Source organism: Rhodoferax sp. TS-BS-61-7 (assembly GCF_002943465.1).
In the GTDB taxonomy this organism is placed as follows: domain Bacteria; phylum Pseudomonadota; class Gammaproteobacteria; order Burkholderiales; family Burkholderiaceae_C; genus Allorhodoferax.
On sequence record NZ_PTQY01000001.1, the window covers coordinates 889,871 to 910,355 of the forward strand.

At 62.3% G+C, this 20,485-nt stretch carries 19 protein-coding genes; 9 read left to right on the forward strand and 10 right to left on the reverse strand.

Annotated features, from left to right (window positions below):
- The first annotated feature begins 125 nt into the window (after window positions 1–125).
- Together C5F53_RS04225 and C5F53_RS04230 are read left to right on the forward strand one after the other, a co-directional pair.
- Window positions 126–1,646, forward strand: a complete 1,521-nt coding sequence (locus tag C5F53_RS04225; protein ID WP_161499883.1) for an ATP-binding protein — start codon at window positions 126–128, stop codon at window positions 1,644–1,646.
- A complete protein-coding gene (locus C5F53_RS04230) occupies window positions 1,643–2,326 on the forward strand; it encodes a response regulator (protein ID WP_105260043.1) in 684 nt (227 codons plus the stop codon). Before C5F53_RS04225 ends, C5F53_RS04230 begins: the two co-directional genes overlap by 4 nt.
- 4 nt (window positions 2,327–2,330) lie before the next feature.
- Here the strand turns inward: C5F53_RS04230 and C5F53_RS04235 are convergent, their stop codons facing one another.
- The 6 genes from C5F53_RS04235 to C5F53_RS20050 form a co-directional block, all read right to left on the reverse strand.
- Entirely contained in the window at window positions 2,331–3,137 is an 807-nt protein-coding gene (locus tag C5F53_RS04235) for a metal ABC transporter solute-binding protein, Zn/Mn family (protein ID WP_236635207.1), read from the reverse strand.
- A gap of 131 nt (window positions 3,138–3,268) precedes the next feature.
- Window positions 3,269–4,171, reverse strand: a complete 903-nt coding sequence (locus C5F53_RS04240; protein ID WP_105260045.1) for a metal ABC transporter permease — start codon at window positions 4,169–4,171, stop codon at window positions 3,269–3,271.
- Window positions 4,171–4,917: a metal ABC transporter ATP-binding protein gene (locus tag C5F53_RS04245; RefSeq protein WP_105260046.1), complete on the reverse strand. Its 747-nt coding sequence runs from the start codon at window positions 4,915–4,917 to the stop codon at window positions 4,171–4,173. Before C5F53_RS04245 ends, C5F53_RS04240 begins: the two co-directional genes overlap by 1 nt.
- Window positions 4,914–5,846 (reverse strand): metal ABC transporter solute-binding protein, Zn/Mn family, encoded by a 933-nt coding sequence (locus C5F53_RS04250; protein WP_105260047.1) that lies wholly within the window; start codon window positions 5,844–5,846, stop codon window positions 4,914–4,916. The genes C5F53_RS04245 and C5F53_RS04250 overlap by 4 nt, the downstream gene beginning before the upstream one ends.
- A gap of 24 nt (window positions 5,847–5,870) precedes the next feature.
- Window positions 5,871–6,482: a DUF6162 family protein gene (locus C5F53_RS04255; RefSeq protein WP_105260048.1), complete on the reverse strand. Its 612-nt coding sequence runs from the start codon at window positions 6,480–6,482 to the stop codon at window positions 5,871–5,873.
- Window positions 6,479–6,811 (reverse strand): hypothetical protein, encoded by a 333-nt coding sequence (locus C5F53_RS20050; RefSeq protein WP_146097289.1) that lies wholly within the window; start codon window positions 6,809–6,811, stop codon window positions 6,479–6,481. Before C5F53_RS20050 ends, C5F53_RS04255 begins: the two co-directional genes overlap by 4 nt.
- A gap of 168 nt (window positions 6,812–6,979) precedes the next feature.
- Between C5F53_RS20050 and C5F53_RS04265 the strand changes: the two genes are divergently transcribed.
- Window positions 6,980–8,116: an alpha-hydroxy acid oxidase gene (locus C5F53_RS04265; RefSeq protein ID WP_105260405.1), complete on the forward strand. Its 1,137-nt coding sequence runs from the start codon at window positions 6,980–6,982 to the stop codon at window positions 8,114–8,116.
- 37 nt (window positions 8,117–8,153) lie between these two features.
- Here the strand turns inward: C5F53_RS04265 and C5F53_RS04270 are convergent, their stop codons facing one another.
- On the reverse strand, window positions 8,154–8,711 hold the full coding sequence (locus tag C5F53_RS04270; protein WP_105260050.1) for an HNH endonuclease: 558 nt from the start codon (window positions 8,709–8,711) through the stop codon (window positions 8,154–8,156).
- 177 nt (window positions 8,712–8,888) lie between these two features.
- Here C5F53_RS04270 and C5F53_RS04275 point away from each other — a divergent pair, with 177 nt between their 5' ends.
- The 4 genes from C5F53_RS04275 to C5F53_RS04290 all read left to right on the forward strand — a co-directional run bounded on the left by C5F53_RS04275 (window position 8,889) and on the right by C5F53_RS04290 (window position 15,050).
- Window positions 8,889–9,863: a bifunctional riboflavin kinase/FAD synthetase gene (locus tag C5F53_RS04275; RefSeq protein ID WP_105260051.1), complete on the forward strand. Its 975-nt coding sequence runs from the start codon at window positions 8,889–8,891 to the stop codon at window positions 9,861–9,863.
- A 93-nt stretch (window positions 9,864–9,956) separates the two neighbouring features.
- Window positions 9,957–12,845 (forward strand): isoleucine--tRNA ligase, encoded by a 2,889-nt coding sequence (gene ileS, locus C5F53_RS04280; RefSeq protein WP_105260052.1) that lies wholly within the window; start codon window positions 9,957–9,959, stop codon window positions 12,843–12,845.
- A complete protein-coding gene (gene lspA / locus C5F53_RS04285; RefSeq protein WP_105260053.1) occupies window positions 12,845–13,351 on the forward strand; it encodes a signal peptidase II in 507 nt (168 codons plus the stop codon). Before ileS ends, lspA begins: the two co-directional genes overlap by 1 nt.
- A 40-nt stretch (window positions 13,352–13,391) precedes the next feature.
- Window positions 13,392–15,050: a Na/Pi cotransporter family protein gene (locus C5F53_RS04290; protein WP_105260054.1), complete on the forward strand. Its 1,659-nt coding sequence runs from the start codon at window positions 13,392–13,394 to the stop codon at window positions 15,048–15,050.
- A gap of 55 nt (window positions 15,051–15,105) precedes the next feature.
- On the opposite strand, the gene C5F53_RS04295 is transcribed toward C5F53_RS04290, so the two are convergent.
- Entirely contained in the window at window positions 15,106–16,017 is a 912-nt protein-coding gene (locus C5F53_RS04295; RefSeq protein WP_146097290.1) for an outer membrane protein, read from the reverse strand.
- A 22-nt stretch (window positions 16,018–16,039) separates the two neighbouring features.
- The gene (locus tag C5F53_RS04300; protein ID WP_105260056.1) at window positions 16,040–17,035 is read right to left on the reverse strand and encodes a quinone oxidoreductase; all 996 of its coding nucleotides are present in this window, start codon (window positions 17,033–17,035) and stop codon (window positions 16,040–16,042) included.
- 105 nt (window positions 17,036–17,140) lie between these two features.
- Between C5F53_RS04300 and C5F53_RS04305 the strand changes: the two genes are divergently transcribed.
- Complete coding sequence (locus C5F53_RS04305; RefSeq protein WP_105260057.1) at window positions 17,141–18,043, forward strand: DMT family transporter; 903 nt, start codon at window positions 17,141–17,143, stop codon at window positions 18,041–18,043.
- Window positions 18,044–18,057: 14 nt separating this feature from the next.
- Here C5F53_RS04305 and C5F53_RS04310 read toward each other — a convergent pair whose 3' ends face one another.
- The gene (locus C5F53_RS04310) at window positions 18,058–19,227 is read right to left on the reverse strand and encodes an MFS transporter (RefSeq protein ID WP_105260058.1); all 1,170 of its coding nucleotides are present in this window, start codon (window positions 19,225–19,227) and stop codon (window positions 18,058–18,060) included.
- Window positions 19,228–19,399: 172 nt separating this feature from the next.
- On the opposite strand from C5F53_RS04310, the gene C5F53_RS04315 reads away from it, so the two are divergent.
- Entirely contained in the window at window positions 19,400–20,365 is a 966-nt protein-coding gene (locus C5F53_RS04315; protein WP_201740784.1) for a helix-turn-helix transcriptional regulator, read from the forward strand.
- Window positions 20,366–20,485: the final 120 nt, after the last annotated feature.

Below are 20,485 nucleotides of genomic sequence, written 5' to 3' on the forward strand. Positions count from 1 at the left end.
AATATGCAAAGAATGTGGACAAACCCTCGCAGAATGCAGGCCAGTCCCCTTGCGCCAGGCAAACTTGCACAATTCTTGAAACATTGGGCGCTAGGCTAAGACCTGCTGACCTATTCCACACTCCTATGCCCCCTCCAGCACTCCGTCGCATTGGCATCGCCCGCTTTGACACCTTAGGCGTCAAGCTCTTTTTGGCGATCGCGGGGGCCAATATCGTGCTCGTCATGTCTGCCTACCTGATCTACAGCTGGAGCTTTGACAAAGGCCTGGTCGAGTACCTCAACAAAGCCGACGAAACCCGATTGCGACCACTGGTAACCCACTTGGGAGAGAGGTACCAGCAAGAGGGCAGCTGGGAGTGGATTACTTCCGACCGCCAGCGCTGGCAGGACCTGACACGCGAAACCTTGGGGTTGGGTCGCTCACCGCGCCGCGCGACGGATGGTCCTCCGCCCGACGGCCGTCCCGCACCCGCCAATCAACGCACAGCGTCCGAACCGGCAGCACCACTGCCCGGCCTGGCCGCACAGAATCCCATCAACACCAGCCCACCGCTGACGATCGACCGCCGGCTGCTGCTGTTCAATGCACAGCGTCAACTTATCGTGGGTCCTGAAGAGCGCAGCGAGCAGGCAGTGCTCAAGCCGATCTTGGTGCAGGCGCAGACGGTTGGCTACCTGGGCTACATCCCACGCTTGCAAATGGTGGCCTCGCTGGAGCATGTGTTCCAGGCACAGCAAGCACGCTCCTTTTCCGCCATCGCACTCGGCCTGCTGGCGGCGGTTGTCCTCAACGCGGCACTGATCGCGCGCTGGCTGTCACAGCGTTTGCGGCCACTGGGCGCAGGCGCTGCCGCCGTGACCCGGGGTGACTACGGCGTGCGCCTGCCCGTGCAAGGGCACGATGAACTGGCCCAGTTGGCGGATGACTTCAACCACATGAGCCGTGCACTGGAAGCCGCGCAGCAGGCCCGCCAGCGCTGGATTGCCGACATCGCCCACGAGCTGCGTACACCGCTGGCATCGCTGCGCGCCGAAATCGAGGCCATGCAAGACGGTGTTCGCCAGCCCAGCCCGGACAACCTTGACTCCTTGGCACAAGAGGTGAACCGCCTTACCCGCTTGGTCGAAGACCTGCGCCTGCTATCGCTGTCGGATTTGGGTGGTCTCCACTATCGCTTCGAAACCATCGACTTGGGACGCTTCGTCGAAGACTTTTTAGATGACGCAACCGGGCAGGACAACGACACTCTGCAAATCGACCGCGAACTGGTCCTCGGCCTGCGGGTTCGGGCCGACGACGATCGACTGACCCAGGTACTGTCCAACCTGCTGCAAAACACCCGTCGCTACACGGCAACCCCAGGACGTCTTCATGTCCGGCTCAGTCGCAGCCAAAACCAGGCGCTGCTGAGCTGGGAAGACAGCACGCCGGGCGTACCTTCAGAAGTGCTACCGCGCCTCAAAGACCGGCTCTTCCGTTTGGACCCTTCGCGCGACCGCAGCTCGGGAGGGTCCGGCCTCGGCCTGTCCATTGCCAGTGCAATTATCGAAGGCCATGGTGGGCACATGCAAGCCAGTTCCAGCGTGCTGGGTGGCCTGCGTTGGGAGCTGCTTCTGCCATTACACGACGAGCGTCAGCCATGACTGAGCGCATCCTGATCGTCGAAGATGAAAGCAAGATGGCCAGAGTCCTGCTCGAATACCTAACCCAATCGGGCTACCAAACCCACCACCTCACACGCGGCGATGAAGTCGAAGCCTGGCTGGAAGGGAATCCGGTCGATCTCATCCTGCTTGACCTCATGCTGCCAGGCAAAAGCGGCCAGGACATCTGCCGCACACTGCGTGCCAGCCCGGCCGGGCCCGCCATCATCATGGTCACGGCGCTGGTTGAGGAGATCGACCGCCTGCTCGGTCTTGAATTAGGCGCGGACGACTACATCTGCAAACCCTTCAGCCCGCGTGAAGTGGTCGCACGGGTGAAGGCTGTTTTGCGCCGCACCACCCCACACACAACTCCGCCTGCCGCAGCACATCATCTGGATCTGGACGATGCCCGATGGCGCGCCACGCTGGGGGGAAGAGACTTGGGATTGACTGCAGTGGAATACCAACTACTCAAAGTCATGAGTGGCCGCCCCGGTCGCATCTACTCGCGTGAACAGCTCATGGATGCCATGTACCAGGACGAGCGCATCGTCTCCGACCGGACTGTCGATAGCCACATCAAAAAGTTGCGTCGCAAAATTCAGCAGCTACTGCCAGAGCAGGAGCTCATCCAATCGGTCTACGGACTTGGTTACAGATTTGACACGCCCACCTGACAGCTCAAGGCGCAGCGATGACACCCAAACGCCGACTGTTCTCGCGTAGCTCTCCCAATGGGTCGCGGCCTTCAGTTAATAACACGATGACCAACACACCGGCTTGTTGCATTGCCTGTGCCAGCGCAGGCGGCAACTCTCGGTGGCTCAATACCGCCCGCACCGAAGCGCTACGCAAGCGCAGCACCAGCGCGCCCAGGGCTTCGGTCGTCCAGGCCTCATCGTCCCGTGCATCCACACCCATCAAATCAAGATTGAAGCCACTCACCAAGTAGTCCAACCGATCGGACAGGCTGAACACGGCAAGGTTGTTCGCACCAGCCAAACGTGCTTCGCTCTGGGCCGTGGTGGCGATGATTTGCTGACGCAGCGTGGTCGCATTGGCTTGCAAACGCAACTTCGCCGAAGGTGCAAGACGTGCAAGGTCACCAGCAATCACGTCGACCATTCGTCCCAAATTCACCGGGTCAAGCCAAGGCAGCGCATTTGCGGAAGCACCCAGCTCCTGCAAGGCCATGCCTGGCAACGAAGCATCGAGCGGCCTGGCTGCATCGATTTCAATGAGACGAACGTTTTGGCGGCGTGCCAATGGGAAAAGTGGATCGTCTGGCCAGATAGAGCGCAGGCCAATCACGGCATCAGCCTGACGTGCAGCATCGCCCAATGCCACCGCCCCTCGGCCTGCGAAAAAAGCCTGTTGCCGGTTGGCCGGCAGCGTTTCTGGTACGGGCCGCAACACCACCATACCTGTCTCTCGCACCAGTGTATGGGTCAGCGCAGCCACCACAGGATGGGCCACCAGCAACCGCACGGGTGCAATCGCCTGGGCTGCCACAGCAGATGCGGGAGCGTTCTGCGCCAGCGCAGACCTTGAAATAGACGCGGTGGCGGCAAGTGCCAAGAGTGTGGCCAAACACCAAGAGGAAGAAATACGACGCGCGGTCATCCGGCATGCCCTTTCAAAGACGGAGTTAGCCCCCGAATGACTGCCGCGAGCGCGAAGAAACAACCGGCGGTAAGAATGATGGCAGCACCTGAGGGCACGGGCAATTCGAGTTCAATCGGCACCAAAATACCTATTTGCGTGCTCGCCGTGGCGAACAACACACTCAACCAGAAGAACCCCCGCAACGAAAGGCTCAGCAGGCGCGCTGCGGCAGCAGGAATGATCAGCAACGCCCCCACCAGGATGGCGCCAATCACCTTGACCGATGCCACGGTGACAATGGTCACCAGCACCACAAACAGATAGTCCAGCAGCTTGACCCGTACGCCGCGTACGGCAGCAAGCTGAGGATTGAAGCTGGCGAGCATGAACCGGTTGTATAGCGGCACGGTGAGCAACACCACCAGTGACCCCACCACCGCCAACACCAACAAGTCACCAGCGTCCACGGTCAATACGGAGCCGAACAGCACGTTTTCAAGAATGTGGATGTTCACGCGACCGGAAAGCATGAGCAGAAGGCTCGCCCCCATCGCCAGGGAGACGGCCAAAAAAACTCCAATCAGCGTGTCCGGCGAGAGCCCCGTGCGGTTGCGCAAGTAGTTCAGCAACAGACCGAACAGCAGGCAATACGCAAACAAACTGCCATAGGGCCCGGTGTAGGGCTCCCCCAGCAAAATGCCAATCGCCACACCCGTCAGCGCGGCATGCCCCACTGCCTCGGAGAAAAACGCCAACCGTTTGACCACCACCAGCGTTCCCAGACCACCGAGCACAGGGCCAATGCACAAACCGGCCAGCACGGCGTTGACCACAAAACCATACGCCAGCGAGGCAGGCAAGGTGCCCTGCTCGGCCATCAGCTGGATCGCTTGACGAACACTATCGAAACCACTCATCACGCCACCGCCTTGTCTTCTGCTTCTTCGATCCGATGCCGGTTCGAAAACAGCGCCAGCACGCGTTGTGGGGTTAGTGTTTGTGCGGCAGGACCGTCAAACAATACCTGCCGACTCAGACCAGTGACCTGGTCCGCCAAACGCGTGACGGCATCCAGGTCGTGTTCGATCCATAACACCGTGACACGGTTTTCGCGCCAGTGCGCCAGCAGCGTTTCAAACGTATCCACGCCCGCCTCGTCCAGCGCAGACATAGGTTCGTCCAACAAGATGAGATCGGACGCCGGAATCAGCGCCTGGGCCAGCAGCACGCGCTGCCGCTCCCCCCCCGAAAGCGCCCCCATGCGGCGATGGGCCTTCTCTAGCATGCCCACCTGCTCCAAGGCCCGCTCCACAGGCCCCCTCCAGTTCGGCGACAGGCCCAAAAACACAGGGCGCCGCTGGCACATGGCCCCCATGAAATCCATCACGGTCATGGGCAAACCGACATCAAACGCCAGTGCCTGCGGCACATACCCCGTAGTACCGGGCTGATCACCCGGCCACGCAATGCTGATCTCGCCACGGTGCGGCATCTGGCCCAGCAAGGCTTTGAACAAAGAACTCTTACCACCTCCGTTGGGCCCCACGAGTGCATGCACGCTTCCCGGTGCCACGTTCAGGCTGACGTGTCGCAAGATGTCGGTGTGACCAAGCGTGAGGCTCACGGATTCGAAGGCAATGCCGGGCCCATATCCCTGCATCATGCGGACTCCCGAATGGCGCGCACCACCGTCGCCAGGTTGCGCGCGATTTCCTGCTCGAACTTCTCGGAGGTATACGGACCATGCGAAATATGGGTCAGTGCATAGAGTCGAACCCCGGTCTCGCGCCGGATGGTATCTACGTAGGCGGAGGGAAAGTCCATCTCGGAGAAGATGACCTTCACATCGAGTGAACGGATCTGGTCGATCGTGCGCTTGAGCTGCGAGGGGCTAGGCTCGATGCCGTGCGCGGGCTCCACCACAGCAGCGACTTCGAGACCGAACTCGCGCAACAGGTAGTCGTACGCGCCGTGAATCGTCGCGATGCGAAAGTTGGCGGCCGGGGCCTGGGCAAGTTGCCCCAACGCATCGGCGCGCAGCTTGCGCAATTTTTGCGCATAAGCGCGCGCATTGGCGGTGTAGGCGGTAGCGTTCGCGGTATCAATTTTCCCCAGCTCCCGCGCGATGGTGTTGATCTGCGAGATGGACGCAGTCACCGACAAAAAGGTGTGCGGATTCACAACCTTGCCGGAAGTGCCACGCCCCTCGCCCACCGCGGCAAGCAGCGGCACCTGGGCATTGGACTCAATCACCTTCAGATCGGGCCGCTCACTGGCGGCAATCATCCGGCCGGCGAAATCATCGTGCCCGACCCCGTTGATTACGATCGCATCCAGCGTCGCAATACGCTTGATGTCTTCGGTACGTGGCTCGTAGGCGTGTGGATTGAAACCCGCGGGAATGATGGGCACCACCTCCGCAAGGTTGCCGACCACATTGGCGACATAACTGTAATAAGGGTGAAGTGTCACGCCTATGCGCAAGCGACGCGCCTGGGCTTGAACCCCTGCTGCTGCCAACGCCAAAGGCGCCCACGCCAGGGTGCACAGCAACTGCCTGCGGCGTTTATGGGTTGTGTAAAGGTCTTGCATAAATTTCTTCAAATAAACCGTTAGTTAGTGCACAGCACCCTTGCGTGTCACGCCCGCGTCGTAACGTGCGACTACCTGGCGCCATCCTTGGCGAGCGAGCGCGGCATCGTCCAGCTGCCCGGGCGCACTCGGCGGACCCTCACGGTGCACCCACACTTGAAATTCGTCATCGTGGTCGTGCGCCTCTGCTGGAGACCCGGTGGCAGCCGGCGCCGGCAAACGCAACAAAAAAGAAGCCGCAACATCGGGCGCTGCGCTGCGGCCCACATAGGCCACATAGCGCGCCTGCGCAGTCGTGCGCCACTCGTGCCCACCGCGTGTCACGGAAGTCATACCACCGGCAAAAGGGGGCAAATCCATGGACCGCAGCTGCTCCACTGGGGGAAGCACCCGCTCAGCCTCCGCCAAGGCAACGATTTCCTCGGCAGCCACCAACAAATCCCCGTGCAAGCCCTGCTCTGCGGCGTTGAGCTGTGTACGGGCATCCACTTGGTGCGACGCCAACGCCGCCACCGCCTGCGGCTTCGCGCGTGCGCTGACAAACAAGGCCGCAACACCAAGCACCAGAATGGCGGTCAGCAACACCCACAAGGTTTCATGGCCTGCACCCGCAGGTTTCACGACTTGGGTGTTCATGGTTTGACATCCGTGTGATCCACCTCAACCGCATGCTCGCCACCATCCTCCAGGCGGACAAAATATTCGGCTGCAGGCCGCTTGAACACCACGGCAGAGTCACTGCCAAGCGTGCCCTTGAACAACATGCGCTCGTCATACGCCTTTACATGTACCGCCATGCCAGCTGCATCGCTACCATCCGAAAATTCGCCCACGCAGCGGACCATGTCACCCGTAGCGGGGCGACAGGTGAGGAGCAAACTGTGGGCCGAAGCAAGTCCGGAAAAGGCAGTCGCCCCCACCAGCAGGGCGACCTTGAGCAAAGAGGGACAATGAATTTCACGCATAAAAAGACGCTTCCTAAACCGCGACGCCCCACCCAAAAAAGGCAAGTCGAGAGATAAATGGATTACAAATGAGAATTATTATCAATTATAAGTAGCAATTCCGGGCAAACGGTTTTCCGGTTTACTTTTTTGCCGCCCTATCCCAGCGCAGAACCCCTCTTCATTGCCATGCAAGTACCTCCAAGCCGCCTCGCGCCCCAGCCCCTCCCCGAGGGCGTGGTGTCCCTGCTCGACCACGCAATCCACGCCAGAAGCCTCCTCGACGAGCCCACCTGGGCTTACCTGTTTGGCGGCGCTGCTGACGAGATCACGCTTGAATGCAATTTGCACGCCTGGCGTCACATAGAGCTGTTGCCCCGCGTGCTGCGACCACTGGCAGGTGGGCACACACGCGTGGAACTGCTGGGTCGCACCCTGGCCCACCCTATCCTGATCGCCCCCATGGCCTACCAACACCTGGCACACCCCGACGGAGAACACGCCACCGCACTGGCGGCGGCTGCCTTGGGCGCAGGCATGGTGCTCAGCACCCAGTCGTCGAGCCCCCTTGATGAAGTTGCTGCAACCTTCCTGCCCGTGCCGGGGCGCGGACCACTGTGGTTTCAGCTTTACCTGCAGGAGGACCGCGGCTTCACCGAGGAATTGGTGCATCGCGCAGAACGTGCGGGGTACGAGGCGCTGGTCCTCACTGTGGATGCACCGGTGCAAGGCGTGCGTGACCGGGAGCGACGTGCGGGCTTTCGCCTGCCCCCCGGGGTAAGCGCCGTCAACCTCGCCCATATGCGCACTGCCGCCACACGCACACTGGACAGCGGGCAAAGCGCTCTGTTTGACGACCTGCTCACGCATGCCCCCACCTGGAACGACGTGGCCTGGTTGCATTCCATCACACGCCTGCCCATCCTGCTCAAGGGCATCCTGCATCCCGACGATGCACGTGAGGCCCTGGCCTGCGGGGCAGCGGGCTTGATCGTCTCCAACCACGGCGGGCGCACACTGGACACCAGCATCACCACCGCTGCGGCCCTGCCCCGGATTGCACAAGCCGTGCGCGGCGACATTCCCATATTGGTGGACGGTGGCATTCGCCGGGGCACCGATGTCCTCAAAGCGATGGCTCTAGGCGCCAATGCCGTGTTGGTCGGCAGACCGGTGTTACACGGTCTTGCAAACGCGGGAGCCACGGGGGTGGCACATGTCTTACGGCTGCTGCGTGACGAGCTGGAAATCGCCATGGCGCTGTGCGGCTGCCGCACTCTGGACCAAGCTGGCAGCGCGCTAAACAGTCACAACTCAGGAACCTAGAGGCCGAGCGCCGACTGCTGGATCAGCGTCTTCGCGCCTAATCCAGCAGGCGCGAGGACTTGGGCACGTGCGCCATCAAAAACTCCATCTGGTCCGCCAAGATGCGGCGGTTGCGCAGGATGAAGTCTTCCCACAGGCTGGGCACATAGGGCGTGTAGAGCAAGGGCATGTGCGCCTGCTCCGGCGTGCGGTGGCTCTTGCGGTGGTTGCAGGGCTTGCAGGCGGTTACCACGTTCATCCAGGTGTCGATGCCATGCTGGGCAAACGGGATGATGTGCTCGCGGGTCAGCTCGACTTCGTGGAAATGGCCGCCACAGTAGGCGCACACATTGCGGTCGCGGATGAAGAGCTTGGCGTTGGTCAGGCCGGGGCGCAGGTTGAAGGGGTTGATGTTGGGCACACCCCGTGTGCCGATGATGCTGTTGACCTTGATGATGGACTGGCGGCCCGTGGCAGCGTTGTGCCCGCCGTGGAACACGGCGACCTCGCCCCCGGACTCCCAGCGCACCTCGCCAGCAGCGTAGTGGATCACCGCCTGTTCCAGCGAGATCCAAGATTGGGGAAGCCCCTGGGCCGACAACTTCAAGACTTTCACGCAACGCCTCCATCAACGGTAAAACCTACCACCAACACGGACTGCCAAATGTCTGCAAGTGCGCGCCAGACATGCGTCTGGGCCCTGCTAGGTCACAATATACAGTGTTTCCATGACAAATTGGCTTCAAGCCCCGGCAGCATTTGCGCAGCCTGCTATCAAAAAGATAACAACTCCATGAAGGTTTTCCGCGGTTTCAAGCACCCTGGCGTTGCCAGCGCGAGTGCGGTCACGATTGGCAATTTCGATGGTGTCCACCGTGGCCACCAGGCCATGCTGGCCCTGCTCAAAGGCGAAGCCCAGCAGCGCGGTGTGGCCAGTGTCGTGCTGACCTTTGAGCCCCACCCGCGCGACTATTTCGCCGAACTGCACAAAAAACCCGACCTGGCCCCGGCCCGCGTGGGCACGCTGCGCGACAAACTGGAAGACCTGGCCCAGGCCGGCGTGGACCAAACCGTGGTGCTGCCCTTTGACGCCCGGTTGGCCAACCAGAGCCCCCAGGAGTTCATTGACCAGGTGCTGCTGGGCGGCCTGGGCGCACGTTATGTGCTGGTGGGCGACGACTTCCGTTTTGGCAAGGCACGGGCAGGCGACTACGCGCTGCTGGATGCCGCCGGTGACGCCCAAGGCTTCGATGTGGCCCGTATGAACAGCTACGAAGTCCACGGCCTGCGCGTCTCCAGCTCCGCCGTGCGCGAGGCGCTGGGCCAGGGCCGCATGCAGGATGCGGCGCGCCTGTTGGGCCGGCCCTATTGCATCTCAGGCCACGTGGTGCACGGGCGCAAACTGGGCCGCACGCTGGGCTTCAAAACGCTCAATCTACGCTTTGCCCACTGGAAACCGGCCGCCAGCGGCATCTTTGTGGTGCTGGTGCATGGTCTCTCAAGCAAGCCGCTACAGGGTGTGGCCAACCTGGGCGTACGCCCCTCGCTGGACCCCACCGATGTGAACGGCGGGCGGGTACTGCTGGAAACCCATTGCCTGGACTGGCCCGACGCGCTGGGGGCCGAGGGGGCCTACGGTAAAATCATCCGCGTGGAACTGCTACACAAACTGCACGACGAACTCAAGTACGACGGTCTGGACGCCCTCACCCAGGGCATTCAAAAAGACCGCGATGACGCACGTGCTTGGCTCGCCGCCCGAATTTGACGGGGCCGCCCGACGCACCTTGCCCCGCGTCTTGCCCCCACCGCCTGCCGTGGCGACCACCGCAGGCCGTTCAACTCCCATTGAGATTTCGCCATGACTGACAAAGTTGATTACCGCAGCACCCTGAACCTGCCCGACAGCTCCTTCCCCATGCGCGGCGACCTGCCCAAGCGCGAACCGGCCTGGGTGAAGACCTGGAACGAAGAAGGCCTCTACAAAAAGCTGCGTGACGCCCGCCACGGTGCCCCCTTGTTCGTGCTGCACGACGGCCCGCCCTACGCCAACGGCAAGCTGCACATCGGCCACGCGCTGAACAAGGTGCTGAAGGACATGATCGTCAAGAGCAAGCAGCTCGCCGGCTTTGACGCGCAGTACATCCCCGGCTGGGACTGCCACGGCCTGCCGATCGAAAACGCCATCGAAAAACTGCACGGCCGCAACCTGAGCCGCGACGACATGCAGGCCAAGAGCCGCGCGTTTGCCACCGAACAAATCGACCAACAGCGCGAAGATTTCAAGCGGCTGGGCGTGCTGGGCGACTGGGAACGCCCTTACAAAACCATGAACCCGGCCAACGAGGCGGGCGAAATCCGCGCCTTCAAGCGCGTGATCGAACGTGGCTTTGTGTACCGCGGCCTGAAGCCCGTGTACTGGTGTTTTGACTGTGGCTCCAGTCTGGCCGAGTTTGAAATCGAATACGCCGACAAGAAGAGCGACACGCTCGACGTGGCGTTTGAGTCCAACGACGCCGTCGGTTTGGCACATGCCTTCGGCCTGAGCGCCCTGCCTGCCGGCAAGCAGGCCTTTGCCGTCATCTGGACCACCACCGCCTGGACCATCCCCGCCAACCAGGCGCTCAATGCCCACCCCGAGCTGGAGTACGCGCTGGTGGACACGCCCAAGGGCGTGCTGCTACTCGGTGCCAACCTGGTCGAGAAGTGCCTAGAGCGCTTCGGCCTGACCGGCACGGTGCTGGCGACTGCCAAGGGCGAAGCCCTGCGCGGCCAGGTGTTCCGCCACCCCTTGTTTGACCTGCCAGAGAGCGGCGGCGAATACAGCTACAAGCGCCTGTCGCCGCTGTACCTGGCCGACTATGTGAGCGATGGTGACGGCACCGGCATCGTGCACTCCTCGCCCGCCTATGGTGTGGACGACTTCAACAGCTGCGTGGCCAATGGCCTGAAGTACGACCAGATCCTCAACCCCGTGCTGGGCAACGGCGTGTACGCAGAAGAGCTGCCCCTGTTCAGCGGCCAGCATATCTGGAAGGCCTGTGCCAACGTCATCGACACCCTGCGCGAACACGGCCGCCTGATGGCGACCGTGGGCATCACCCACAGCTACCCCCACTGCTGGCGCCACAAGACGCCGGTGATCTACCGCGCAGCCGCTCAGTGGTTTGTGCGCATGGATGAAGGCGTTGGCGTTTTCACCAAAGACAAGGCGCCCAAAACCCTGCGCCAGCTAGCGCTGGACGCCATCGAGCAAACCCAGTTCTACCCCGAGAACGGCAAAACCCGCCTGCGCGACATGATCGCGAACCGCCCTGATTGGTGTATCAGCCGCCAGCGCAGCTGGGGGGTGCCCGTGCCCTTCTTCCTGCACAAGGACAGTGGCGAGCTGCACCCGCGCACCATGGAAATCCTGGACCAGGCGGCCGACATCGTCGAAAAAGGCGGTATCGAGGCCTGGAGCCGCGTGACCGTGGAAGAGATCCTCGGCGCCGCCGACGCGCCCAGCTACACCAAGAGCACCGACATTCTGGAAGTCTGGTTCGACTCGGGTTCGACCTTCCAGCACGTGCTGCGCGGCAGCCACAAGGACGCGTACGACCGCGTGCCTTTCCACACCGAAGGGCCCGAGGCCGACCTCTACCTCGAAGGCCACGACCAGCACCGCGGCTGGTTCCACAGCTCGCTGCTGTTGGGTTGCGCGCTGTACGACCGCGCGCCCTACCGCGGCCTGCTGACCCACGGCTTTGCCACCGACGGCCAGGGCCGCAAGATGAGCAAGAGCCTGGGCAACACGGTGGACCCGCAAACCGTGACCAGCAAGCTGGGCGCTGAAATCGCACGCCTGTGGGTGGCCAGCACCGACTACTCGGGCGACCTCAACATCGACGACAAGATCCTGGCCCGCGTGGTGGACACCTACCGCCGTGTGCGCAATACGCTCAAGTTCTTGCTGGCCAACGTCTCCGACTTTGACCCGGCCAAGGACGCCGTGCCCGCCGACCAGCTGCTGGAGATCGACCGCTACGCCCTGAGCCGTGCGGCGCAGCTGCAAGCCGACATCCTGGCGCACTACAAGGTCTATGAGTTCCACCCCGTGGTCTCCAAGCTGCAGGTCTACTGTAGCGAAGACCTGGGCGCGTTTTATCTGGACATCCTGAAGGACCGCCTCTACACCACCGGCGCCAATAGCCTGGCCCGCCGCTCCGCGCAAACCACGTTGTGGACCATCACCCAGGCCATGTTGCGCTGGATGGCACCGTTCCTGAGCTTCACCGCCGAAGAGGCCTGGGCCGTGCTGGGTGCCGAGGGCAAGACGCCTGCGGCCACCAAGCTGTCCATCTTCATGGATGGTTATGTGAAGCTGGCTGCGGCGGATGAAGCCCTGCTGGCCAAGTGGGACCGCATCCGTGCCGTGCGTGAAGCGGTCAACAAGGACATCGAAACCCTGCGCGCTGCCGGCCAGGTGGGCGCATCGTTGCAAGCCGAAGTGACGCTCACCATACCTGCCGAAGAGTTCGCACTCCTGAGCAGCCTGGGCGAAGACCTGAAGTTTGTGTTCATCACCTCTGCTATCACTTTGGTAGCTGGTAGCAAACAATCCATCAGCGTTACAGCCTCAAATGGCACAAAATGCGAACGCTGCTGGCATTACCGCAGCGATATTGGTGTAGATGCTGCGCACCCCACCCTGTGTGGCCGCTGCACCAGCAACCTGTATGGCGCCGGTGAAACCCGGACGTTTGCCTGATGGCCCGCGGTTTCAAACCCGCTGGCAGCGGCAACGGCGCCTTGTGGCAATGGCTGGGCTTGGCCTTTATCTTGCTACTGGCAGACCAGTTCACCAAAATCCTGATCCTGGGCTACTACCAGTTGGGCGACAGCACCTACGTGACGAGCTTTTTTAACGTGGTGCGGGTGCACAACACCGGGGCGGCGTTCTCCTTCTTGGCGGGCGCCTCGGGCTGGCAGCGTTGGTTCTTCACGGTGCTGGGCCTGGTGGCGGCGGTGATCATCATCTGGATGCTCAAGTCCCACCCCGGGCAAAAGCTGTTCAGTTTTGCCATGGCCTGTATTCTGGGTGGCGCCATTGGCAACGTGATTGACCGCCTGGCCTACGGGTATGTGGTGGACTTTTTGGACTTCCACTGGCGGGGCATGCATTTCCCCGCCTTTAATGTGGCCGACAGCGCGATTTCGGTGGGCGCTGTTTGCCTGATACTGGACGAACTGCTGCGCGTGCGCAAAACCCGCTGAAACAGGGACACCCCACAGCGCAGCAGATGAAGGATTGTTTGTGACGCATTTGCTGAATCTGTTTGCCGCGATTGCCCTGCTGGTGTGGGGCACGCACCTGGTCCGTACCGGTATCCTGCGCGTGTTTGGCGCCAATCTGCGCAGCATCCTCGCGCACAGCACCAGCAACCGTTTCACCGCCGTGGTGTCGGGCATTGGGGTCACGGCCGTGGTGCAGTCCAGCACCGCCACTGCGCTCATCGTGTCGGCGTTTGTGGGCCAAGGGCTCATGAGCCTGCCCTCGGCCCTGGCCGTGATGCTGGGTGCCGACATTGGCACCAGCCTCATGGCCGTGGTGTTCTCGCGCGACCTGTCTTGGCTCTCCCCGCTGTTCATTTTTATTGGTGTGGTGCTGTTTATTGCGCGCCCCTCCACCACAGTAGGCCGTGTAGGCCGGGTGCTGATTGGCCTGGGCCTGATGCTGCTGGCGCTGCGCCTGGTCACCCAATCGGCCACGGTGCTTACCCAATCGGCCGCTGTCAAAACCCTGCTGGGTACGCTGACCAGCGACATGCTGCTAGAGATTTTGGTGGGCGCCACGCTGGCGCTGGTGTCTTACTCCAGCCTGGCCATCGTGCTGTTGACCGCCACGCTGGCCACCTCCGGCGTGATTCCGGTAGACGTGGCGCTCGGACTGGTACTGGGTGCCAACCTGGGCAGTGGTGCACTGGCCGTACTAACGACCATGAACGCCAACGTAGAGACACGCCAGGTGCCGCTGGGCAACCTGGTGTTCAAGGTGCTGGGCGTAGCGGCCGTGTTGCCGTTTTCGGGCGTCTGGATGCGTTATGCCAGCCCCTACCTCACTGATGAGGCCACGCTGGTGGTGGGTTTTCACCTCGCCTTCAACCTGGGTGTGGGCGTGGCCCTGATCGGCTTTACCCAAGTGGTGGCGCGCTGGGTGGAGCACTGGTTGCCCAAACCCCAAAAAACCACGGTGGCCGGCCGCCAGCGCCACTTGGACCCATCGGCACTGGCCACGCCCTCGCTGGCGATTTCGTGCGCTGTGCGCGAAGCGATGCACCAGGCCGATGTGGTGGAGTCCATGCTGCTGGGCACCCTGGCCGTGATGCGCGACAACGACCTGACCCTGGCCAAACAGCTGCGCACCATGGACGACACGGTGGACGAGTTGTACAGCGACATCAAGTACTACCTGACCAAAATCTCGCGCGAAGCCCTGGGTGAAAACGAGGCCAAGCGCTGGACCGACATCATCAGCTTCACCATCAACATGGAGCAGATTGGCGACATCATTGAACGTGTGGTCCAGGATGTGGAAGACAAGAAGATTAATAAAGGGCGCGAGTTTTCGGACGCCGGCATGGCGGAAATCTGCGAGCTGCATGCCCGCCTTGTAGACAACCTGCGCCTGGGAATGAGCGTGTTTTTGAACGGCAATGTGCGCGATGCACGCCGCCTGCTGGAAGAGAAAACCCGCTTTCGCGATCTGGAGCGCGAATACGCCGCCACCCACATCGAACGCCTGAGCGACAACACCCTGTCCAGCATCGAAACCAGTTCGCTGCACCTGGACCTGATCAGCGACCTCAAACGCATCAACTCGCACATCTGCTCGATTGCCTACCCCATCCTCGACTCGGCGGGAGAGCTGGTACCCAACCGGCTGCGCATGAACGTGGAGTCCAGCGGCAAATAAAAAAGGCCGGTGTTACCACCAGCCTTTTTTGGATACAACGGAGAAAGCGTAAAGCTTAGAAGCGGTAACCCACGGCAATCAGCAATTCGTTGTAGGTGAAGCTGTGCGAGGCCTTGTCACCACGCGCGCTGGTCACCACGTCGGGTAGGTCCACATACCCAAACTTGTAGGCCGAGCGCAGGAACACCGACTTGGTCAGGTCCACTTCCAGGCCGGCACCAGCGCCCACACTCCAACCCGACACGTAGAACTGGTCATTGCGGGTCTGGCCAATCATATGCATGGTCGCATTGGTCTTGGGGATCACAATGCCCACACCCACCAGCCCAAACACCTTGGCGCGGTCTGCGCCGAACCAATCCACTTTCTTCTGCTTCTCCAGCTCAATGCTCAAAATGTTCAGCCCGTCGGTGTGCTCGAAATTCAGCCACTGGTCGCCAATCACCTGTTGGCCGTTGTTGCACACCTGCGGCGCTGCTCCGTTTTTGTAACAACCGGACATTTCTACTGACTGGTCTTGCACCACCACGTATTTCATGTGGTCCAAGTTCAGCGCAATGGCGGTGTCACCATCGAGCTGGTAAGCCACCCGCAGGTTGGTTTGCGGGATGGTGATCTCGGCCGGGTTCAGGTAGTACTTGAAGATGTCAGACAGACCGGTATTGGTCTGCAGATCGGTGGCCTTTACGTCCTTCAGGGTGAAGTCGTGGTCAGAGCCTTTGAAGTGGATGGTGCTGTTGGAATAGTTGGAGCGGTTCCAGCCCCAGTAGATCGACCAGCGCCGGCTGTTTTCGGCATCGATCTGGGCTGCAGTCTTATCAACGGCGGCAGGTGCCGGGGTGGCGGCAGCGGGCTGGGCTTGTGCCAGCACCACCGAAGACGTTTGGCCATGCGAAGCAGCCGCGGCCACCAGGCCCACTGCGCAAAGAAAGGATTTGCGCAGGAGCGCCGAGGAAGTCAATGTCATGCCGGGATTTTATCCTTACTGACTAAAGGGTCAGAATGGTACAGCCGGTTGTTTGACGTGCCTCAAGGTCTTTATGCGCCTGCTGCACGTTTTCCAGCGTGTAACGCTGGGCAATGTGGATCTTCACCGCTCCACTTTGCACCACGGCAAACAGGTCGTCCGCCATGGCCTGCGTGGCCTCGCGCGTAGCGATGTGGGTGAACAGGGTCTGGCGCGTCACGTAGATGGAGCCCTTGGCGCCCAGCATGCCGGGCGCAAATGGGGCCACCGGACCGGAGGCATTGCCAAAACTCGCCATCAGCCCAAACGGTGCCAGACAGTCCAGCGACTTGTCCCAAGTGTCCTTGCCCACCGAGTCATACACCACCTTCACGCCCTTGCCGCCGGTGATCTCCTTGACCCGCGCCGCAAAGTCATCTGCTGCGTAATTGATAGCAAACTCCGCACCATTGGCAAGCGCCAGAGCACATTTGGCATCGGAACCCGCGGTGCCAATGAGGCGCAGGCCCAGGGCTTTGGCCCACTGGCAGGCAATCAGGCCTACACCACCGGCCGCGGCATGGAACAACACAAAGTCGCCGGGGTTGAGCCCGCCCTGGGGCAAGGTGCGCTTCAGCAAATACTGCGCGGTCAGGCCTTTGAGCATCATGGCCGCGCCGGTCTCAAAACTGATGGCATCGGGCAGCTTGCACACACACTTGGCGGGCAGCACCCGCACCTCGCAGTAGGCGCCGGGCGGGTTGCTGGCATAGGCCGCGCGGTCGCCCACTTTCAGGTGCGTCACGCCCTCGCCCACGGCCTCCACCACGCCTGCGGCCTCCATGCCCAATTGCACGGGCAGCTGCTGCGGGTACAGGCCGGTGCGCTGGTACACATCAATGAAGTTCAAGCCCACCGCGTGGTGGCGGATGCGCACTTCGCCAGGGCCGGGCTCGCCCACCGTCACCTGCACCAGTTGCAGCTGCTCGGGGCCGCCGTGTTGGGCGATGTGAATGGCGCGGGAAGAAATGGCAGTCATGGGAAGTCTCCAAAGTGGTGATGGGCTTGTGGGCGCAGATGGTGCCAGAAACCCGCGTCAGCCGCTCGCAAGCGAGGCCATGCCCGGCTTGCTACAGTCGCCCGCATGCACAAAGGCCTTACCCCCACCGCGATTGCGTTGCTCGTCATCCCGCCCCTCATGTGGTCGGGCAACGCCGTGGTGGGCCGCCTGGTGGCACCCATGGTGTCGCCTATGACACTGAACCTGCTGCGCTGGGGCATTGCCTTTCTGTTGCTGCTGCCACTGGCTGGTGCCGTGCTGCGGTCGGGCAGCGGCCTGTGGCCGCAGTGGCGGCGTTTTGCCTGGCTCAGCCTGTTCAGCATTGGCGGCTACAACGCGCTGCTGTACCTCGCGCTCAACACGTCTACGGCCATCAACGTGACGCTGGTGGGCGCCAGCACGCCGGTGTGGATGCTGCTGATTGGACGCCTGTTTTTCAAGGTGGCGGTGACACGCCGCCAGCTGCTGGGGGCCGCCTTGTCCATGGCCGGCGTGGTGCTGGTGCTGGGCCGGGGCGACTGGGAGGTGATCACCCACCTGCGCCTGGTGCCGGGTGACCTGTATGTGCTGCTGGCCTCGGTGGCCTGGGCTTTCTACAGCTGGCTGCTGGCCCACCCCACCCCGGAATCCGCCACCATCCGTGCCGACTGGGCGCAGTTTCTGCTGGGGCAAATGGTGTTTGGCCTGGGCTGGTCGGCACTATTCACGGCGGGCGAGTGGGCGCTAACCCCGGCGCATATCGACTGGAGCTGGCCGCTGGCTGCGGCCCTGGCTTTTATTGCCGTGGGCCCGGCTGTTATTGCATATGGGTCGTGGGGCGCCGGTGTGTCACGCGCCGGGCCCGCGGTGGCCGGGTTTTTCATCAACCTCACGCCGCTGTTCACCGCCGTGCTGTCATCGGCCTTCCTGGGCGAGACACCCAAGCTGTACCACGCGCTGGCCTTTGTGCTCATCGTCTCGGGCATTGTGCTGTCCTCACGCAAATAGCCCTCCAGCGCGAATCACACCTTCTCGGGCACCCGGTGGGCACTGAGCGCCAGGATGGTGGCTGCCACCACCACCACGCCCATGGCCAGGGTGAGGGAGGCGTGCTGGGCAATGCCGCCAATCAGCGGGGGCCCGATCATGAAGCCGCTGTAGCCGATGGACGACACCGCGGCAATGGCCGCCGCGGGTGTAGTGCCCGGCACACGGCTGGCCGCGCCATACAGAATGGGCACCACCATGGCCAAGCCAGCACCGATGAAGGCGTAACCCAGCAGTGACACCCAAGGGCTGCCACTGAGCAGCACCACCGCCATGGCCAGCGCCGTGGTGGTGCCGCTGGCGCGCAGCAGGCGCTGCTCGCTGAAACGGGCGCGCAAGCTGTCGGCCACAAAACGCATGGTGGCCATGGCGCCAGAAAACGCGGCGTAACCCAGGGCCGACTGCGCTTGGGGCATGTCCACTTCCTGCTGCAGGTACAACACACACCAGTCGTACATCACACCTTCAGCACTCATGCCAGCAAAAATCAGCAGGCCAATGACCAACAGCGCACCACGCGGCCAGGCAAAGTGTGGCTTCTGGGCACTGGTTTCGGTGTCTGGTGCAGTGGGCAGCATCCAGCGCGAACCCACCAGCACCCAAGCCGCTATGCCCACCCCCACGGCCGTCAGTTGCCAGGGGGCGGGTACGCCGCCACGCAGCAAACCGGCCGCCAGCGCGGCACCGGCCATGCCGCCCACACTGAACATGCCGTGCAAGCCCCCCATGATGGGTCGCCCACCGGCAGACTCCAGCGCCGAACCTTCGGTGTTGATGGCCACGTCGTACACGCTAAGGGACGACCCGAACACCACCATAGACAGCAACAACAGCGCAAAACTGGGCCACTGCAGTGCCATGCCCAAAGAAAACGCCATGACCAGCGCACACAGCGCCGCCGCATTGCGCGCGCCCAGCCAGCCAATCACCCGGCCCGCAAAAAACAGGGCCAGCACGGCGCCACTGGCCGCCGCCACCAGCACCAGCGAAAGCGCGCCCTCGCCCAAGCCGTAGTGCGCCTTGACCGAAGGAATGTGCACCCCCCAGGCCGCACTGAGTACGCCCAAGGCGGCAAACAGCGAACGTGTGGCCCAGGTGGCCTGGCGGATTTGGGCGGGTGTGCCGTGTACGGCGGCAGCGCTCATGTGACGCTCCCGGGAACGCAGTGGGTAGCAAAAAACCGGGAATGGATACGAGGAATCTTGGTTGGCATGAGAAATAACAGGGGTTCTGGAAACACAGGAGAATGAAAGCAATACTCCTGCGGTAGCGTACGAACTAGCGGCGCATAGGGCAACGTCTATCCATACCAGCAAAATGTCAAAAGTAGCAAAATTCTTTGAAACACCGGCACTACCCGATTGCAGCTGCGTGGCCGCCATCTCGCCCGATGACCCGACCGCCCCGGCACATGCGCAGCAAATGCGGGCGGTGCTGAACGACTTCATCCACCGGGCGGCCGACGGCCGTCTGCGGCTGGTGTCGCCCCCCGCACAAAGCGGCTGGACCACCCGCGGCGCCGGGCACCTGCACCTGAACCCCGAGCTGTTTTTGCAGGTGCAGGGGCACACTACGTTCCGCTTCCCCGAGGGCGAAGTGACCCTACGCGCTGGCGAGGCCCTGCTGATGCCACCCAAGTTGCTGCACGACGAGTGGGTGGCCGGAGACGGCGCACAGGCGTTTTCCAACCTGGTGATTTATGCCGACCACCAAGCCCTGTCGTGCCACCTGGCGCACGAGGACCGGCCGGGACACCCGGCCAACCTGTACCTGGAGGTGTACCCGCATGTGGAGGCTGCTCGCATTGAAGGCTGGCTGGGTGACGCCGCCAAGCCACCCGCGCAGGACGCGCACGGCCTGTGGGAGGTGCAGCAACGCGCGCTGGTGCTGACTGCCTTATCCGCTGTCTCGCGCCTGCTCGATGCGCCACAAAAAACTGTCTCCAGCGAACCTGCACTGCTGGGCCAGCTGCGTGTGCTGGTGCAAAACCGCCTGGGCGAGGTGGACCTGACGGTGGCGAGCCTGGCAGACGAACTGGGCTGCACGGCGGACTACCTGTCGCACCTGTACAGCCGCAGCACGGGGGAACACCTGTGGCAGGTGGTGTTGCGTCAGCGTTTGGCGCGGGCGGCCCGGTTGTTGGCGGAAGATGGTTCGGCGATCAAGGAGGTGGCCTGGTGTTGCGGCTTTGCCAGCGCGAGTTATTTCATTCGCAGCTTCAAGCAGCAGTTTGGGCTCACGCCCAAGGTGTTTCGGGCGCAGGCGCAGGCTGGGGTGTCTTGACTTCTTTTGGCTTACTTGCGGTGCTTTTTTGGCGCGGCTGCACCGTTTTTTAACACCCACTCCCCCAGCCCCTCGCCCCGTCGGCGAGGGGAGCTTTTAACAGCCATATTTTGTGGCTGC

What these genes read in the sequence shown, in the direction of transcription:
- C5F53_RS04300 (WP_105260056.1), bottom strand. Translation starts at nt 17,035, where the DNA reads ATGACTGCCATTTCTTCCCGCGCCATTCACATCGCCCAACACGGCGGC.
- C5F53_RS04245 (WP_105260046.1), bottom strand. Translation starts at nt 4,917, where the DNA reads ATGATGCAGGGATATGGGCCCGGCATTGCCTTCGAATCCGTGAGCCTC.
- C5F53_RS04225 (WP_161499883.1), top strand. Translation starts at nt 126, where the DNA reads ATGCCCCCTCCAGCACTCCGTCGCATTGGCATCGCCCGCTTTGACACC.
- C5F53_RS04275 (WP_105260051.1), top strand. Translation starts at nt 8,889, where the DNA reads ATGAAGGTTTTCCGCGGTTTCAAGCACCCTGGCGTTGCCAGCGCGAGT.
- C5F53_RS04310 (WP_105260058.1), bottom strand. Translation starts at nt 19,227, where the DNA reads ATGAGCGCTGCCGCCGTACACGGCACACCCGCCCAAATCCGCCAGGCC.
- C5F53_RS04240 (WP_105260045.1), bottom strand. Translation starts at nt 4,171, where the DNA reads ATGAGTGGTTTCGATAGTGTTCGTCAAGCGATCCAGCTGATGGCCGAG.
- C5F53_RS04265 (WP_105260405.1), top strand. Translation starts at nt 6,980, where the DNA reads ATGCAAGTACCTCCAAGCCGCCTCGCGCCCCAGCCCCTCCCCGAGGGC.
- C5F53_RS04315 (WP_201740784.1), top strand. Translation starts at nt 19,400, where the DNA reads ATGTCAAAAGTAGCAAAATTCTTTGAAACACCGGCACTACCCGATTGC.
- ileS (WP_105260052.1), top strand. Translation starts at nt 9,957, where the DNA reads ATGACTGACAAAGTTGATTACCGCAGCACCCTGAACCTGCCCGACAGC.
- lspA (WP_105260053.1), top strand. Translation starts at nt 12,845, where the DNA reads ATGGCCCGCGGTTTCAAACCCGCTGGCAGCGGCAACGGCGCCTTGTGG.
- C5F53_RS04255 (WP_105260048.1), bottom strand. Translation starts at nt 6,482, where the DNA reads ATGAACACCCAAGTCGTGAAACCTGCGGGTGCAGGCCATGAAACCTTG.
- C5F53_RS04295 (WP_146097290.1), bottom strand. Translation starts at nt 16,017, where the DNA reads ATGACATTGACTTCCTCGGCGCTCCTGCGCAAATCCTTTCTTTGCGCA.
- C5F53_RS04230 (WP_105260043.1), top strand. Translation starts at nt 1,643, where the DNA reads ATGACTGAGCGCATCCTGATCGTCGAAGATGAAAGCAAGATGGCCAGA.
- C5F53_RS20050 (WP_146097289.1), bottom strand. Translation starts at nt 6,811, where the DNA reads ATGCGTGAAATTCATTGTCCCTCTTTGCTCAAGGTCGCCCTGCTGGTG.
- C5F53_RS04305 (WP_105260057.1), top strand. Translation starts at nt 17,141, where the DNA reads ATGCACAAAGGCCTTACCCCCACCGCGATTGCGTTGCTCGTCATCCCG.
- C5F53_RS04250 (WP_105260047.1), bottom strand. Translation starts at nt 5,846, where the DNA reads ATGCAAGACCTTTACACAACCCATAAACGCCGCAGGCAGTTGCTGTGC.